This is a genomic window from Streptomyces sp. PA03-3a (genome assembly GCF_033792735.1).
Classification (GTDB): Bacteria; Actinomycetota; Actinomycetes; order Streptomycetales; family Streptomycetaceae; genus Actinacidiphila.
In genome coordinates this window covers 149,328-165,561 of record NZ_JARAVM010000009.1, presented here as the reverse complement: position 1 = coordinate 165,561, position 16,234 = coordinate 149,328, and the positions used below count along the sequence as shown (strand labels likewise).

The window sequence follows — 16,234 nt, the reverse complement described above, 5'->3', positions numbered from 1 at the left end:
CGCTCTCACGCACTTTTCCGCCACCCCCGGCGTCCCTCCACCCCCCACACGAGGAGGAAGCGCGTGCACTTCCGACGCATCCCCGTCGCGGCCCTGCTGACCGCTCTGCTGATGACGGTCGGCCTCACCGTCCTCGGCACCTGGTCCCCCCGCGCCGAGGCCGCCGTCCCCGCCACCATCCCGCTGACGTTCACCAACAACTCCGGCCGCGACGAACCCGTCTACCTCTACGACCTTGGCACGGAACTCGCCACGGGCCGCCAGGGCTGGGCCGACGCGAGCGGCACCTTCCACCCCTGGCCGGCCGGCGGCAACCCGCCGACCCCGGCGCCGGACGCCTCGATCCCCGGCCCCGCCAACGGCAGGTCCGTCACCATCCGCATCCCCAGGTTCTCCGGCCGCATCTACTTCTCCTACGGCCGGAAACTGGACTTCAGGCTGACCACGGGGGGCCTGGTGCAGCCCGCGGTGCAGAACCCCTCCGACCCCAACCGGGACATCCTCTTCAACTGGTCCGAGTACACGCTGAACGACTCCGGACTGTGGATCAACAGCACCCAGGTGGACATGTTCTCCGCCCCGTACGCCGTCGGCCTCAAGCGCGCCGACGGCAGCACCACGACCACCGGGCACCTCGTGCCGGGCGGCTGGAACGGCTTCTTCGCCGCCCTGCGCGGCCGGACGGGCGGCTGGGCGGACCTCGTGCAGACCCGCTCCGACGGGACGGTGCTCCGCGCGCTCTCCCCCGGCCACGGGACCGAGACGGGCGCGCTCCCGCGCACCGTCATGGACGACTACGTCAACCGCGTCTGGCAGAAGTACTCCGCGGCGACGCTGACGGTGACGCCTTTCGGCGACCGGCCCGGCACGAAGTACTACGGGCGGGTCGCCGACGGCGTCATGCGCTTCACCGACGCCTCGGGGTCCGTCGTCACCTCGTTCCAGAAGCCGGACGCGGACAGCGTCTTCGGCTGCCACAAGTTGCTGGACGCGCCCAACGACCTGGTGCGCGGGCCGATTTCGCGCACGCTGTGCGCCGGCTTCAACCGCTCGACCCTGCTCACCAACCCGGCGCAGCCGGACACCAGCGCGGCCGGCTTCTACCAGGACCCCGTGACGAACCACTACGCCCGCGAGATCCACGCGCGGATGGCCGACGGGAAGGCGTACGCGTTCGCCTTCGACGACGTCGGCCACCACGAGTCCCTGGTCAACGACGCCGACCCGCAACAGGCGTACATCACGCTGGATCCGCTCGACTAGCGTCGAGGACCACGTCGCCCGTGTGCCCGTGCCTTCCGCCGGCGCGGGCGCGGCGGGCGACGTGGTCCCCCTGCTCCGGCCCGGCGAGCCGGACCGGTGCTTGCAGATCCTCCGGCGCCTGCGTCATCCTCGCCGGATCAAGAGTGGCTCCGCGCACCGGCCTTGACCGGGGCGATGACGCGGGTTGCCGGAACTCCCCTGCTCGGGCGATCCGTCCTGTTACGGTCTGCTCATGGGTGCTCAACTGCACGTGATGGTTCCTGACGACCTCTGGCAGTACCTCGACGCGGCCGACTTCGACTCGGTCGATTCGTTCCGAGGGGCCGATCAGTGGGCCGACGCCGCTCACGCCGTTGTCGCCGTGGCCGACGGAGGGCTCGGCATGGGGGCGAATCTCGTCACCGTGATCCTGGGGCGGGATGCCATCGCCTCGTTTCTCGAGCAGGTAGAGCGATGGATCGGCCGCCGGCGCGGGGCGGAAGGAGCCGCCGGCGCCGCCGCGGTGAGCCTGACCCTGCGCACCGGCGACGGAGAGACGACCGTGGCCATCACGAGCACGGGGACGGCCGAGGTCGACGCCGAGACGCTGGCCCGGCTGCTGAACTCGGCGATGAACGGAGACCAAGGTCGGGGGCAGGCTGGATGAAGCTCTTCGGCCGGTCCGAGGCCTCGCGCTACCGGGTCGCGGCTCAGGCCTACAAGAGTATTCAGGACCGCTTCAACGCTGTCGGACAGGACAGCGGGCGCCTGGAAAGCGTCCGCGACGACGTCTGGGAGTTGCAGCGGAAGCTGTCCCAGGACCTTGCCCAGGGTCGTACCTCGGTGGCGGGCCCGCTCTTCTCCGCCGCCCGCCTGTCATTCCTGATCGAGTTCAGCACAGGCGCGGACTGGAGTCGCGCGACCACGTCCGGACTCGCGTTCTCGACCGCGTGCTGCGTCATCGACGTGTCGCGAAGCCAGGACGACGAGCCCATGCCCGAGGGCCTCCTGCGCGAAATGCAGCGCATGGCGCCGACGTCGGCTTACGCGGCGCACCGATGCGGGGTGCCCCTCGCCGGCGTCATGGCCGCGGAGGCGATCACCTCCCTGTCACTGGGCGACCGGATGGTGGCCCGCGAGAGTACGGCCACCGTCACCGACAACGGCCTGGCCGCACTCCAACGGCAACTGACCGGCATGCAGAGGACGGCCGCACGGGAGATGCGGGCGACACGCTCCATGGCGAAGCGCTCCCCGCATGTCGGCCTCAGCCTCCAGGAAGCCGTGAATCAGCAGTTCCTGACGGACCTCGCGACGCTGACCACAGCCGAGGGCACCCACAGACTGGCCATGTCGCCCAACGCCCTCGCATCCGCGCGAGCAGCCCTCTCCAGCGGGCGGACCCTCGTCTACATCGCACCCGCGCCGCGCAGCGCGGCAGCGCTTCGGATCAACTCCCCCGAGTCCGAACGCGAGATGTGCGAGAGCATCGAACTTCCCGCACTTGATTTCGGCTCCGTGCGCACGTTGGTCGAGCAGGTCCGGGACGGCTACGGGGCCGCCCAACGCGGTGAACTCGGCAAGAAGGGTCTGGCCAGGCTCATACGGACCGCCCTCGACACGGTGACCTCGGCATTCTGGGACCCCCTGCTGACCGAGTGGCCCGAACTGCGGGACATTCCCCTTGCCTTGGCCCCCCTGGCGGAGTCCGCCCTGCTCCCCTTCTACACGGCCCTTGTGGGCGGGACGCCGGCCTGCTCGGTGCTGGACGTGACCATGGTGCCTTCCGGGCGCGCCCTCTTCCTGTCCGCAGGTTGGCAGCCGCAGGCCGGGAGTGTCCTTGTCGCCGCCGATCCGTGGGTGGACGGAGGCGGCCTCCGGTCGATCCCCCGGACCGTTCCCGAGGCGCGGGCGGTCGCGGCAGTGCACGGCGTGGAGCCGAGGATCCTCCGGGAGCAGGTGCTCCACGCGCCGGAGCCTCCACCGCGTGAGGGACCGGCCGACGACCCCGACCTGCTGCGTACGACCCGCGGCACGTCCCAGGAGATACCCGCGACGAGCGAAACGGGCCCGGCACCGCCCGACATCGTGGACCGCATAGCCGAGGCGTCGGTGGTGCATCTCGCCTGCCACGGCGAACTGCGCTCCGACGACCCACTGGCTTCCTCGCTGCTCCTGGGCGGAAAGCTGCCTCTTGCGAGCGTATTGCGGAACAATCTGCGCCCAGGGGCCACCGTCGTACTGTCCGCATGTGAATTGGGGAGCATCACCGGTGACCTCCCGGACGAGCAGTTGGGTTTCCCGGCCGCACTGCTCGCCGTGGGCGCGCGTTCCGTCATCGGCGCGTTGTGGCCGGTTCCCGACACCGAGGCGACCGTGACCCTGATGACGAAGACGCATCGAGCCCTGGCCGCATCGTCCGCCACAAGAGCCCTCGGCCGGGCAATCGGCGAAGGGCACGCTCAGGGGGTACCCCCTTCGGCCTGGGCCTCCTTCGCCTGCTTCGGCGCATGACAGAGCGATGCCCGGGGCCCGGTATCGCTACCGCTATCGGTATCGGGGAGACGTGTGCGGGCGTGCCGTCCCGAACCGTCCTGGGACGGCCGTCGAGCAGGCCGGCGTTCCGCGAGGCCACCACAGGTGCACGGGCCGCTCAGGACCGATTGTCAGTGGCCCGGCCTAGGGTGAGGGCGACACTGGAACCGCGACGAGAGACTGGAAGTCCCATGACGACCCTTTCCGACCGTCCGAACACCGCGCTGCTCGTCATCGACGTCCAGAACGGGGTGGTGACCGGCTCCCACAACCGGGACGACGTCATCGCGAACATCAACACCCTGATTGGCAAGGCACGGGCCGAGGACGTGCCGGTGATCTGGGTGCAGCACTCGGACGAGGACCTCCCGAAGGGCAGCGAGAGCTGGCAGTACGTGCCGGAGCTCGTCCGCGAGGAGGCGGAGCCGCTGATCCACAAGCTCTACGGCGACTCCTTCGAGGACACCGAGTTGGAGGCGGTGCTCTCCGACCGCGGCGTGGGCCGCCTCGTCGTCACGGGCGCCCAGACGGACGCCTGCATCCGCTCGACGCTGCACGGGGGGCTCGTCCGCGGCTACGACGTGACGCTCGTCGGTGACGCGCACACCACGGAGGACCTCAGCCCGTACGGGGCGCCAAGCCCGGAGCTGGTGATCGCGCACACCAACCTGTACTGGAAGTTCCAGAGCGCTCCCGGGCGCCGCGGTGGCACCGTCGACACGGCCGAGGTCTCCTTCGCGGCGGCCGAGGAGAACTGAGCCGTCCGGAGTCGGCGACCGGTCCGCCCGGCTGTGACGGCCTCGGCCGGGCGGGACGGCGCCGGCCGGCTCCGTGGTCGGGGACGTACGTCGGCGGCCGGCCCGCCTGCGCTTCGATGAGGTGATCATCACCAGGTGGGTGTGTCGGGGTCGGGTGGTCGGAATCATCGGCATGTACAGCGCCGCACAACAGAGCGGCAATCCTTCGCCGGCGCATCTCCTCGGTATCGCGGTCGGCTTCCTGCCGCCGGGCTCTTCCTGCTCCACCGACGTCGGCAACTCGCCCAGGAACCGCCCGTGATCGGACGCCCCGCGGGCGCCGTCGCGCGGCTGCGCCTCGCCTATCTGGTCTCCGGCTGGCTCTGCACGGGCTTCGGGGCGTTCGCCCTGCTGGTCTCCGCGCTGACCGCGCTGACCTCAGGGGGCTGAAGCGACCCCCGGGAGCCGCCGGATGATCGGGTTCACACCGCGCTCCGCGGGTGGTGGGGCCGCGGATCCCGCGGGCTTCGCCATCCGGCGGATCACGGCCCGTCGAAGGTCGGTCCGGAAACTCCCGTGAGCGCGGGCACGGCGGCGGCGTGGATCGGCCCCGCCGTGCCGCGGAGCGGGGATCCGGAGCCGCCGCGCCGACCGGCGATGATCTCGGCGGCGATCGAGACGGCCGTCTCCTGCGGGGTCAGGGCGCCGATGTCGAGGCCGATCGGCGAGCTGAGGCGGGCGAGTTCGGACTCGGTCAGGCCCGCGCGCCGGAGCCGCTCGAGGCGGTCCTCGTGGGTGCGCCGGGAGCCCATCGCCCCGACGAACCCCAGGAACGGGAGCCGCAGCGCCACCTCCAGCAGCGGGACGTCGAACTTCGGGTCGTGGGTGAGGACGGCCACCATCGTGCGGGCGTCGACACGGCCCGCCGCGGACTCCGCGGCGAGGTAGCGGTGCGGCCATTCGACGACGACCTCGTGGGCGTCGGGGAAGCGGGCCGCGGTGGTGAACACGGGGCGCGCGTCGCAGACCGTGACCCGGTGGCCGAGGAGCGCGCCCTGGCGGGCGAGGGCGGAGGCGAAGTCGGTGGCGCCGAAGACCAGCAGGCGGGGCGGCGGGGCGTAGGAGCGGACGAAGACCCGCCGGTCGCCGTAGCGGCGCTGCGCGCTCGTGCCGCGGGCCAGCATCGCGCGGGCGTCCTCGGTCACGGCGTCGTCCAGTTCGGCGGAGCCGAGGCGGCCCGAGCGTTCCCCGGGGCGCACCACCATGCGGGTTCCGGCGCCGGGCCCGGCGACCACGGTGGCCACGGCGACGGCTCGGCCCGCCGCCATGTCGTCGAGGACGCCCGGCAGTTCGGGGAAGCCGGCCGGGGAGACCGGCTCGACGTGGACGTCGATGGTGCCGCCGCAGGTGAGGCCGACGGCGAAGGCGTCGTCGTCGCTGATCCCGTACTGGTGCAGCTGCGGCGTCATGGTACGGACGACCTCGCGCGCCACCTCGTACACGGCGGCTTCGACGCACCCGCCGGACACGCTCCCGGCGACCTCGCCCTCGGCGGACACGGCCATCACCGCGCCCGGGGGCCGGGGCGCGCTGCGGTAGGCGCCGACGACGGTGGCGAGTCCGAAGGTGCGTCCCGCCGCGTACCAGGCGCGGATCGGGACCTCGATGTCACGCATCGCGGGGCCTCAGACGAGCCAGACGACGAGCAGGACGACCACGACGACCGCAACGGCGGCCGGGATCGCCCGCTTGAGCACGGCGCCCCTGGCGACGCCCATGAGGTCGATCGGCTCGGGCTCGGGCGTGGGCCGCACCGGGGCGGGCGCCCGCTCGACGGCGGGCGCCGGGTCTGACGCGTCTGCTTCCGTCCCGCCCTGCGACGTCTCCTCCGCGACAGCCTCCGCGGCTCCGGCTCCGGCGTTCTCCGCTGCCGGGGCCTCGGACGGCGCCGCCGCCGGGGCCTGTACCGCTGCCAAGGCCGAGAGCTCGCTGCCGCCCTCGCCGGCCCCGGCGCCCACGCCGCCCCCGCCGACCGCGGCGGGCTCGGGCGCCCGCTCCTCGGCCAGTTGCCGCTCCAGGGCCTCCACGAACCGGCCCAGCAGCTTCCTGCTGACCTCCTCGATCATGCCCTTGCCGAACTGCGCGATCTTGCCGGTGATCGTCAGGCGGGTCTCGACCGTCACCATCGTCGCGTCGCCCTCGGGGACCAGCCGCGCGGTGATCCGCGCGTCGGCGTTGCCCTGGCCCCTGGCGTCGCGGCCGCGCGCCCGCAGCACCGCGGTGCGGCTCCCGGCGTCCTGCTCCTCGAAGGCGGCGGTGCCCTTGTACTGGACGGTCACGGGGCCGACCTTCACCTTCACGAGGCCGTTGTAGGTGTCGCCGTCCCGCCCGGTCAGCTGCGCGCCCGGCATGCACGGCGCGATCCGCTCGACGTCCGTGAGCAGTGCCCACGCCTGGTCCGGCGGCAGGCTCACTCGGAACTCGTTGGTGAAGTCCATCGAGGGCTGACCTCTCTTCCGGTCGTGACGTCATCGGCGGTCCCGGACGGGTGCCCACACCTTGGGCCTGCCGTCGCGCCCCGTCAACGCACAGTTCAGCGTTCGCTTAATACCGCCGGCATCGCGGCCGCGTCCGGCGGGTCAGCTCCAGAGCGTGACGTGCACGGGCGGCCGGAACTCCGTCAGCGGCACGCCGTTGGAGCGGGCCAGCAGGGCCTGGGTGGCGGCGGGGGTGGTGACGAACCGGCAGAGCGCGGCCGCGACCGAGGAGCGGCGGTCGGGGGCGAGCGTGCTCGCGTAGAGCATGCCGTTGACCGGCATGCCGAGGACGTCGAGGACGACGAGGTGGGAGCGCCGCAGTTCCTCGCGTACGACGTGCAGCAGGGCCAGCGTCACCCCGTCGCCCGCGGCGACGGCGTTGAGCGAGGCGGTGACGCTGGGGAAGGCGGTGGCCTTGGCGGGGTCGACGCCGATGCGGGCGAGGAAGGCGCCGGCGAGGGTGTCGGGGTCCATCCCGGCGGGGCCGAAGAGCCACGGTTCGCGGCTGAGCAGGGCGGGGACGATGCGTGACTGCTGCCGCAGGGGGTGACCGGGCGCGGCGACGACGACCAGTTGGAAGCGAAGGAAGGGCACGGACTCGATCGCCGGGTGCGGGGCGGGCGCGGGCCCGATCGTCACGTCGGCCCTGCGGTCCCTGAGCAGTTCTCCGAACACGCCGACGGGTACCGCCAGGGTGTCCGCGTCCAGTTCGGGCTGGCGCCGCCCGAAGGCCGCGAGCAGGGCGGGGAGCACCTGCTCGGCGCCGGTCTCGGTGGACGCGACCCGCAGCTGGGCGGTGCCGGCGCTGGCCTGCCGCACCCGGTGGCGGGTCTCCTCCGCGAGGCCGACGATCTCGGCGGCCCCCGCGGCGAGGCGCTGTCCGCCCGGGGTGAGGCTGATGCCGCCGCCCGCGCGGATGAAGAGGACGTCGCCCAGTTCGCGGCGGAGCGCCGCGACGGCCCCCGACACCGCGGGCTCGGTGACGCCCAGCGACTCGGCGGCGGCCTTGACCGATCCCAGTCGGGCCACAGCGACGAAGGCCCGCAACTGCGTGAGCGTCATGAGGACATTACATCTGTTCGAGCGTCAACTGTCGCAGTCCGTATTAACCATTCTCTTCAGTTGCCGTTGACCGGTCCCCTCCACGGCGCGAGTGTTCCCCCCACATGCACCCCGCAACGACCCATATCGTCCACCGTCCGGGCAGGGAAGGAGGGTGCCGTGCAGGTACCCGCTTCGTTCGAGTACCAGCGGGCGCAGAGCGTGGAGGAGGCCCTGGAACTGCTGGGGCGCTTCGGCGAGGAGGCCAGGGTCCTCGCGGGAGGGCACAGCCTGCTCCCCATGATGAAGCTGCGCCTGGCCGGGCCGGAGGTGCTCGTCGACATCAACGACCTCACCGAACTCGACCACATCGACGAGACCGGCGGCGAGCTGCGGGTGGGGGCCCTCACCCGGCACCGCACCCTGCTGGAGTCGCCGCTGGTCGGACGGCACTTCCCGATCATCCACGACGCCGAGCGGGTGATCGCCGACCCGCCGGTCCGCAACCGGGGCACCATCGGCGGCTCGCTGTGCCAGGCCGATCCGTCCGAGGACCTGTCGGCGGTGTGCGCGGCGCTGCACGCGGTGGCCGTGATCCGCGGCTCGGACGGCGAACGCAGCGTCGCCATGACCGACTTCCACCGCGGCCCGTACGAGACGGCGGTCGGCGCCGGCGAGATGCTCACCGAGGTGCGCTTCCCGGTCCGGCCGGGCTCCGGCAGCGCCTACGAGAAGCTGGAGCGCAAGGCCGGCGACTGGGCGGTGGCGGCGGCCGGGGTGGCGCTCTGCCTGGAGGACGGGCGCATGACGCACGTGGGCGTGGGTCTGGCGGCGGTCGGCGCCGGCGGGCTGCACGCGGAGGCGGTGCAGGAATTACTCGAGGGCGGTGAGCCGTCGCCGGAACTCTTCGAGGAGGCCGGGCGGGTGGCGTCGGCGAGCTGCTCGCCCGTCACCGACAGCCGCGGGCCGGCCGACTACAAGCGGCATCTGGCCGGAGAACTGACCAAGAGGGCCCTGCGGCGCGCTGTCGCCCGGGCCGCCGCCCCGGCCGCGGCCGTGAGGGAGGGATGACGGACGTGCGGATCACGGTGAACGTCAACGGCGAGGACCACACCCGCGAGGTGGAGGCCCGCCACCTGCTGGTCCGGTTCCTCCGCGACGACCTGGAGCTGACCGGGACGCACTGGGGCTGCGACACGAGCAACTGCGGCACCTGCGTGGTGCTGATGGACGGCGAGCCGGTCAAGAGCTGCACGGTCCTGGCCGCCATGGCCGAGGGCCACGAGATCCGCACCGTCGAGGGGATGGCGGACGGCGACCGGCTCGACCCGGTGCAGCAGGGCTTCATCGAGGAGCACGGGCTGCAGTGCGGCTTCTGCACCCCGGGGATGATGCTCAGCGGCCGGGCGCTGCTGGACCGCAACCCCGACCCGTCCGAGGACGAGGTCCGCGAGGCCATCTCGGGGCAGTTGTGCCGGTGCACGGGCTACCTCAACATCGTCAAGGCGATCCGGTGGGCCGCCGCCCACGAGTCCGCGGGCCGTGAGGAAGCGGGGACCCAGGCATGACCACCGTCGAGGAACCCGCCGCCCCCGCCGCCGAGGAGCGGCCGATCGGCTTCGGCCGGATGAAGCGCAAGGAGGACCCGCGCTTCGTCCGCGGCAAGGGCCGTTACGTGGACGACGTCAAGCTGCCGGGCATGCTCCACGGCGCGGTGCTGCGCAGCCCCTTCGCGCACGCCCGGATCGTGTCCATCGACACCTCCGCTGCCGAAGCGCACCCCAAGGTGAAGGCGGTCATCACCGGGGAGACGCTGGCCGGGCTCGGCCTGGCGTGGATGCCGACGCTGTCGATGGACACCCAGGCGGTGCTCGCCACCGACAAGGTGCGCTTCCAGGGCCAGGAGGTGGCCTTCGTCGTCGCCGAGGACCACTACGCGGCCCGCGACGCGATCGAGCTGATCGACGTGGACTACGAGCCGCTCGACCCCGTCGTCGACGCCCGCCGCGCCCTCGACCCCGCCGCGCCGGTCATCCGCGACGACCTGGAGGGGCGTACCGACAACCACATCTTCGACTGGGAGGCCGGCGACCGGGCCGCCACGGACGAGGTGTTCTCCCGCGCCGACGTCGTCGTCGAGCAGACGATGCTCTACCCGCGCGTGCACCCCGCGCCCCTGGAGACGTGCGGCGCGGTGGCCTCCATGGACCCCGTCGACGGCAAGCTGACGCTCTGGACGACCACCCAGGCGCCGCACGCGCACCGCACGCTCTACGCGATGGTCGCGGGGCTGCCCGAGCACAAGATCCGGGTCATCGCCCCGGACATCGGCGGCGGCTTCGGCAACAAGGTGGGCATCTACCCCGGATACGTGTGCGCGGTCGTCGGCTCGATCGTCACGGGGAGGCCGGTCAAGTGGGTGGAGGACCGCTCGGAGAACCTCATGAGCACCTCCTTCGCCCGCGACTACCACATGACCGGGCAGATCGCGGCGACCGCGGAGGGCCGCATCCTCGGGGTGCGCGTCAAGGTCCTCGCCGACCACGGTGCCTTCAACTCCACGGCGCAGCCGACGAAGTACCCGGCGGGCTTCTTCCACATCTTCACCGGCTCGTACGACATCGAGGCCGCGCACTGCGAGGTCACCGGCGTCTACACCAACAAGGCGCCGGGCGGCGTCGCCTACGCCTGCTCCTTCCGCGTCACCGAGGCCGTCTACCTGATCGAGCGCATGGTGGACTGCCTCGCGGCCGAACTCGGCGCCGACCCGGCGGAGCTGCGGATGCGCAACCTGCTGCGGCCCGAGCAGTTCCCGTACCAGAACAAGACGGGATGGGAGTACGACTCCGGCGACTACCCGGCGTGTCTGCGCAAGGCCATGGACCTCGCGGGCTACGAGGAACTGCGCCGCGAGCAGGCGGAGAAGCGCGAGCGCGGCGAACTCATGGGCATCGGGCTGTCGTTCTTCACCGAGACGGTCGGCGCGGGCCCGCGCAAGCACATGGACATCCTGGGCCTGGGCATGGCCGACGGCTGCGAGTTGCGCGTCCATCCGACCGGCAAGGCCGTGGTGCGGCTCAGCGTGCAGACGCAGGGGCAGGGCCACGAGACGACGTTCGCGCAGATCGTCGCCGGGGAACTGGGCATCCCGCCCGAGGACATCGACGTCGTGCACGGCGACACCGACCAGACGCCCTTCGGGCTCGGCACCTACGGCTCCCGGTCCACGCCGGTGTCGGGGGCGGCCGCCGCGCTGGTGGCCCGCAAGGTGCGGGACAAGGCGCGCATCATCGCGGGGGCGATGCTGGAGGTGTCCCCGGAGGACCTGGAGTGGACCAAGGGCCGGTGGTCGGTCAAGGGCGACCCGGCGATGACCCGGACGATCCAGGAGATCGCCCTGGCCGCGCACGGCGCGCTGGAACTGCCGGAGGGCGTGGAGGGCCATCTGGAGGCCACCACGGTCTACAACCCGCCCAACCTCACATACCCGTTCGGGGCGTACGTCTGCGTGGTCGACGTCGACCCGGGCACGGGCGCGGTCAAGGTGCGGCGCTTCATCGCGGTGGACGACTGCGGGACGCGCATCAACCCCATGATCATCGAGGGGCAGGTGCACGGCGGCCTCGCGGACGGGGTCGGCATGGCCCTGATGGAGTTCATCGGCTTCGACGAGGACGGCAACTGCCTGTCCGGCTCCTTCATGGACTACCTGCTGCCGACCGCGCTGGAGGTGCCCGCCTGGGAGCTGGGGCACACCGTCACCCCGTCGCCGCACCACCCGATCGGCGCCAAGGGCATCGGCGAGTCCGCGACCGTCGGTTCGCCCCCGGCGGTGGTCAACGCGGTGCTGGACGCGATCGGCGTGCGCCACGCCGACATGCCGCTCACACCCGGCCGGGTGTGGCAGGCGATGCGGCACGGCCAGGTCGAGGCGCCGCAGTGAGCCAGGCCCCCGTGCCGGACGCGCGGATCGCCGAACTCACCGCGCGCCACGTGCCGTTCGTCCGCGCGACCGTGGTGCGCGCCCGCCGGCCGGCGAGCGCGCGCCCCGGGGACACCGCCGTGGTGCTGGAGGACGGGCGGATCGAGGGGTTCGTCGGCGGCGTCTGCGCGGAGGCCACGGTCCGCGCGCAGGCGCTGCGGACGCTGGCGAGCGGAGAGGCGCTGCTGCTGCGGATCTCCCCGGAGGCGGCCGAGGAGGGCGCCGCCGGGGAGGCGGAGGCGGTCGAGGGGGCGCTGAGCCTGCGCAACCCGTGCCTGTCGGGCGGGGAGCTGGAGATCTTCCTCGAGCCCCGGCGCCCCGCCCCGCGGGTCCTGGTGCTGGGCGAGACGCCCATCGCCCGGGCGCTGACGGGCTTCGGACCCGGCCTCGGCTACGAGGTGGCCGGGCCGCCCGCCGGCGGGTTCGCCGCCGAGTCGCTGGCCGGGGTGCACGCGGTCGTCGTGGCCTCGCACGGCCGGGACGAGGAGGCCGCGCTGACGGCGGCGGTGCGCGCGGGCGTGCCGTACGTCGGGCTGGTGGCCAGTCCGCGGCGCGGCGCGGCGGTGGTCGGCGGGCTGGACCTGACGCGGGAGCAGCGGGACGCGGTCCGCACTCCCGCGGGCCTGTGGATCGGCGCCCGCACGCCGGGCGAGATCGCGCTGTCCATCCTCGCCGAGGTGGTCGCCTCGGTGCGGGGCCGGGACGGTGCGCGGAGCGCGGCCCCGGTGGGCGGGCCGGCCGCCACGGGTCGGCCCGAACCGCGCACCGCGCCGGACCCGGTGTGCGGGATGACGGTGGCCGCCGTACCGGGCACCCCGTACTCCGACGCCGGGGGCGAGCGCCGCTGGTTCTGCTGCGAGGGCTGCCGCACGGCGTTCGAGGCCGAGCCCGGCCGTTACGCGGAGGCGCGGTGAGCACGTTCACGCAGGAGCGCGTCCCCGACCCCGCCGGTCTGCGCCGGGCGCTCGACGAGCGCGGCTACCTCGCCGACCCCGGGCTGGTCACCGCGCTGTTCCTGGCGCTGCGGCTGCCGCAGCCGCTGCTGCTGGAGGGCGAGGCCGGGGTCGGCAAGACAGAGGCCGCGAAGGCCCTGGCCGACGTGCTGGGCGGCCCGCTGGTGCGGCTGCAGTGCTACGACGGCCTCGACGCGGCGGAGGCGCTGTACGAGTGGAACCACGCCCGCCAGCTGCTGGGCATCCGGCTCGCCGAGTCGCGCGGCGAACGTCTCGCCGAGGCGGACCTGTTCACGGAGGAGTACCTGCTGCGGCGGCCCGTGCTGACCGCGCTCACCCACCCCGGACCGGAGCCGGCGGTGCTGCTGATCGACGAGATCGACCGGGCGGACGACGACTTCGAGGCGTTCCTGCTCGAGGTGCTGGCCGAGGCGGCGGTGACGATCCCGGAGGTCGGCACGATCCGTGCCGTGGTGCCACCGGTCGTGGTGCTCACCTCGAACCGGACCCGTGATCTGCACGACGCCTTGAAGCGGCGTTGCCTCTACCACTGGATCGACTACCCGGACCCCGAGCGCCTGGTGCGGATCGTCCGCCGCCGGGTGCCGGGGACCTCGGCGGAACTCGCGGAGGCGATCTCGGCGGCGGTACGGCGGCTGCGCACCCTGGAGATCCAGAAGGCCCCGGGGATCGCCGAGAGCATCGACTGGCTCGCGGCGCTCGCCCTGCTCGGCGTACGGCGGCTGGACGCCGAGGCCGCCGGGGCGACCCTGGGCACACTGCTGAAGTACCGGGAGGACCAGGAACTGGCGCGAGAACGCGGCCTGGAGTGGCTGGTGGGCAGCGGCCGTGACGCCTGAGCGGTCGCCCGCGCCGCCTCCGCCCCTGCCCCTGCACCTGCCCCTGCCCCTGTTCGACACGGCCGAGTTCGGCGGCCGGCTCGGCGGGGCGCTGCGCCGCGCCGGTCTGCCGGTCACCCCCGAGCGGACGGTGTGCTTCCTGCGGTCCCTGCAGCTGGCGCCCCCGGTGGACCGCGAGGCCCTGTACTGGACCGCGCGGCTGGCCTTCGTCACCGACCGGGAACTGATCGCGCCCTTCGACCGGGTCTTCGAGGCCGTGTTCGGCGGTCCCGGGGGCGTCCCCGCGGAGCGCGGCGGCCGCACCGCCGCACCGCCGGGCGCCGAGGAGGAACAGATACGGGCCCCGGCCCCCGGCGCCCGCACGGCACCGGGCCGGGCCCCGGCCGGTGCGGGTCCGGTACGGGCGGCTGCCGCGCCCCGTTCCGGGGAGGAGGCGGACGGCCCCGCGGGGACGGTGCCGACGGCGGGCAGCACCGCGGAGGTCGTCGCCCACAGGGACTTCGCCGCTCTGGAGGCCGCGGAACTGGCCGACCTGGACCGGCTGATGGAGCTGATCGCGTTGCGCACCCCGCTGCGCAGGACCCGGCGCCGCGACGCCGACCCGCACGGCCCCCGCGTGGACCCGCGGCGTACGCTGCGCGCGATCCGCGGGACGGGTCTGGAGCCCGTGCGCCTGGCCCGGTCGCGCCACCGGTTGCGGCGCCGCCCGCTGGTGCTGCTCTGCGACGTCTCCGGTTCGATGGAGCCGTACGCCCGTGCCTACCTCAGGCTCTTCCCCCGCGCGGCGGCGGTGGGTCTGTCCGCCGAGGTCTTCGTCTTCGCCACGCGCCTGACCCGCCTCACCCCGGTGCTGCGTCACTCGGGGCGGTACGGGGTGGACGCGGCGCTGCGCCGGGTGGGGGCCGTCGCGTCGGACTGGTCGGGCGGCACCCGGATCGGCCACGCGCTGGCGGAGTTCAACGACCGCTTCGGGCGCCGGGGCATGGCGCGCGGCGCCGTCGTGGTGATCTTCTCCGACGGGTGGGAGGGCGAGGACCCGCGGGCCGTGGGACGCGAGGCGGCCCGGCTGCGGCGGCTGGCCCACCGCGTGGTGTGGGTCAACCCGCGCAAGGCGGCGCCGGGTTACCTGCCGCTCGCGGGCGGCATGGCGGCGGCACTCCCCCATTGCGACGAGTTCGTGAGCGGCCACACCTTCGCCGCGCTCGCGGAAGTGGCCGAGGCGATCGGCAAAGGCGCGGACGGAAGAGGAACCGGAAGCGGAAACGTCGCGTTCAGGACCGGGAGCGGTGGCGGAAGGTGCCCGCGTACGCGCGGAGCAGGGTGAGCAGAGCGGGACCGAGCGGACGCGGGGCGGGCCGCCGGGCCAGCGTCGCGCCGGCGCGCTCCGCGCCGCGCAACCGGTGCCCCTGGAGCGTGACGAGGGCCCGGACCATGGGCCGGTTGGGCTCCGGTACGAGGTCCACCAGTTCCCACGCGCCGGCGAGGCCCGCCCGGACCAGCCCGGCCTGGTCCCCGACGAGGGCGGTCACCGACCCCGGATCGGGGTCCTGCTCCATGGCCGTCCGGCTCAGGCCGTGGCGGGCGAGGGCGTCCTCGGTGACGCCCAGCCGCCCGTCCGCGAGGTCCTCCGCCATGTCCTCCAGGAAGTCCAGGCGCTGGGCGGCCTCGATGAAGGTGCGGCAGGCGGCGCGGTAGGCGTCGAAGCCGGCCGGCGGCGCGAGCAGTCCCGCGACGAGGAGGAAGGCGGGCAGCGAGTACGCGTCGACGTAGGCCTGGAAGTCGGCCTCGGTGGCGAAGCCGCGCCACTGCGCGTCGGCGGGGGCGGCGACCAGGTAGTCCGCGACGATGGCGCGCAGCACCGGCCGCCGGGTGACGGTGTGCGCGAGGGCACGCGTCAGGGGGTCCGCCGGGGCGCCGGCGAGGGCCGCCCGGACCCGGCCCTCCCACTCGGCGAAGGCACGGCGACCGTCCGGGCCCCGGTCCAGGAGGTTGTCGCCGTGGTGCATGAAGGCGGTGGCCGCGAGGGCGTCGGGGACGACCGGCGCCGGCAGCAGCAGCCGCACCGCGGCGTACGAGGCCCGGTCGAAGCCCGCGACCAGGCGGCGTTGCGCGGTGTACGCCTCGCGGAGCGCGGGGTCGGTGATGCCGGCCCGGTCGAGGGTCTTCCGCCACCTGGTCATCGCCGCACCGCTCCCGTCGTCGCACCGGCCGGACGCCACCGATGATCACCCAAACGCAGAAAAACCCGCAAACTCACGGGCGTGATCCCGCCGGACCATCGCTGACCTGCGCCACCACCCTCACGGAAACGGGCAGAAACGGGCGGACTCCGCCCTTGTACGGGCTG

General features: G+C 73.4%; 15 protein-coding genes. 11 read left to right on the top strand and 4 right to left on the bottom strand.

Annotated features, from left to right (window positions below; genetic code table 11):
* Positions 1-111 precede the first annotated feature (111 nt).
* From PV342_RS13775 to PV342_RS13755, 5 genes are all read left to right on the top strand, one after another.
* On the top strand, positions 112-1,263 hold the full coding sequence (locus tag PV342_RS13775) for a glycoside hydrolase family 64 protein (RefSeq protein ID WP_400798486.1): 1,152 nt from the start codon (positions 112-114) through the stop codon (positions 1,261-1,263).
* A gap of 232 nt (positions 1,264-1,495) precedes the next feature.
* Positions 1,496-1,909 (top strand): hypothetical protein, encoded by a 414-nt coding sequence (locus PV342_RS13770; protein WP_400798406.1) that lies wholly within the window; start codon positions 1,496-1,498, stop codon positions 1,907-1,909.
* Positions 1,906-3,756 carry a CHAT domain-containing protein gene (locus PV342_RS13765; protein ID WP_400798403.1) on the top strand — a complete coding sequence of 617 codons (1,851 nt, stop codon included), beginning with the start codon at positions 1,906-1,908 and terminating at the stop codon, positions 3,754-3,756. Before PV342_RS13770 ends, PV342_RS13765 begins: the two co-directional genes overlap by 4 nt.
* A gap of 212 nt (positions 3,757-3,968) precedes the next feature.
* A complete protein-coding gene (locus tag PV342_RS13760; protein WP_018562509.1) occupies positions 3,969-4,535 on the top strand; it encodes a cysteine hydrolase family protein in 567 nt (188 codons plus the stop codon).
* Between the two features lie 297 nt (positions 4,536-4,832).
* The gene (locus PV342_RS13755; RefSeq protein ID WP_400798399.1) at positions 4,833-4,964 is read left to right on the top strand and encodes a hypothetical protein; all 132 of its coding nucleotides are present in this window, start codon (positions 4,833-4,835) and stop codon (positions 4,962-4,964) included.
* Positions 4,965-5,056: 92 nt separating this feature from the next.
* Here PV342_RS13755 and PV342_RS13750 read toward each other — a convergent pair whose 3' ends face one another.
* The 3 genes from PV342_RS13750 to PV342_RS13740 all read right to left on the bottom strand — a co-directional run bounded on the left by PV342_RS13750 (position 5,057) and on the right by PV342_RS13740 (position 8,113).
* The gene (locus tag PV342_RS13750; RefSeq protein WP_500317279.1) at positions 5,057-6,190 is read right to left on the bottom strand and encodes an XdhC family protein; all 1,134 of its coding nucleotides are present in this window, start codon (positions 6,188-6,190) and stop codon (positions 5,057-5,059) included.
* A 9-nt stretch (positions 6,191-6,199) separates the two neighbouring features.
* Entirely contained in the window at positions 6,200-7,012 is an 813-nt protein-coding gene (locus PV342_RS13745) for an SRPBCC family protein (protein WP_400798393.1), read from the bottom strand.
* 141 nt (positions 7,013-7,153) lie between these two features.
* Positions 7,154-8,113, bottom strand: coding sequence for a LysR family transcriptional regulator (locus PV342_RS13740; protein WP_400798390.1), 960 nt, complete (start codon positions 8,111-8,113; stop codon positions 7,154-7,156).
* A gap of 159 nt (positions 8,114-8,272) precedes the next feature.
* Between PV342_RS13740 and PV342_RS13735 the strand changes: the two genes are divergently transcribed.
* The 6 genes from PV342_RS13735 to PV342_RS13710 are packed head-to-tail and all read left to right on the top strand — an operon-like array spanning position 8,273 to position 15,211.
* Positions 8,273-9,163 (top strand): FAD binding domain-containing protein, encoded by an 891-nt coding sequence (locus tag PV342_RS13735; RefSeq protein ID WP_386993133.1) that lies wholly within the window; start codon positions 8,273-8,275, stop codon positions 9,161-9,163.
* Positions 9,160-9,660, top strand: coding sequence for a (2Fe-2S)-binding protein (locus tag PV342_RS13730; RefSeq protein ID WP_202470578.1), 501 nt, complete (start codon positions 9,160-9,162; stop codon positions 9,658-9,660). The genes PV342_RS13735 and PV342_RS13730 overlap by 4 nt, the downstream gene beginning before the upstream one ends.
* Positions 9,657-12,035 carry an aerobic carbon-monoxide dehydrogenase large subunit gene (locus PV342_RS13725; RefSeq protein ID WP_500317276.1) on the top strand — a complete coding sequence of 793 codons (2,379 nt, stop codon included), beginning with the start codon at positions 9,657-9,659 and terminating at the stop codon, positions 12,033-12,035. The genes PV342_RS13730 and PV342_RS13725 overlap by 4 nt, the downstream gene beginning before the upstream one ends.
* Positions 12,032-12,988 carry an XdhC family protein gene (locus PV342_RS13720; protein WP_386993131.1) on the top strand — a complete coding sequence of 319 codons (957 nt, stop codon included), beginning with the start codon at positions 12,032-12,034 and terminating at the stop codon, positions 12,986-12,988. Before PV342_RS13725 ends, PV342_RS13720 begins: the two co-directional genes overlap by 4 nt.
* On the top strand, positions 12,985-13,887 hold the full coding sequence (locus PV342_RS13715) for an AAA family ATPase (RefSeq protein WP_018562500.1): 903 nt from the start codon (positions 12,985-12,987) through the stop codon (positions 13,885-13,887). Before PV342_RS13720 ends, PV342_RS13715 begins: the two co-directional genes overlap by 4 nt.
* A complete protein-coding gene (locus PV342_RS13710) occupies positions 13,877-15,211 on the top strand; it encodes a vWA domain-containing protein (protein WP_500317274.1) in 1,335 nt (444 codons plus the stop codon). Before PV342_RS13715 ends, PV342_RS13710 begins: the two co-directional genes overlap by 11 nt.
* On the opposite strand, the gene PV342_RS13705 is transcribed toward PV342_RS13710, so the two are convergent.
* Positions 15,159-16,067, bottom strand: a complete 909-nt coding sequence (locus PV342_RS13705; RefSeq protein ID WP_500317272.1) for a squalene/phytoene synthase family protein — start codon at positions 16,065-16,067, stop codon at positions 15,159-15,161. The genes PV342_RS13710 and PV342_RS13705 overlap by 53 nt on opposite strands.
* Between the last annotated feature and the right edge of the window lie 167 nt (positions 16,068-16,234).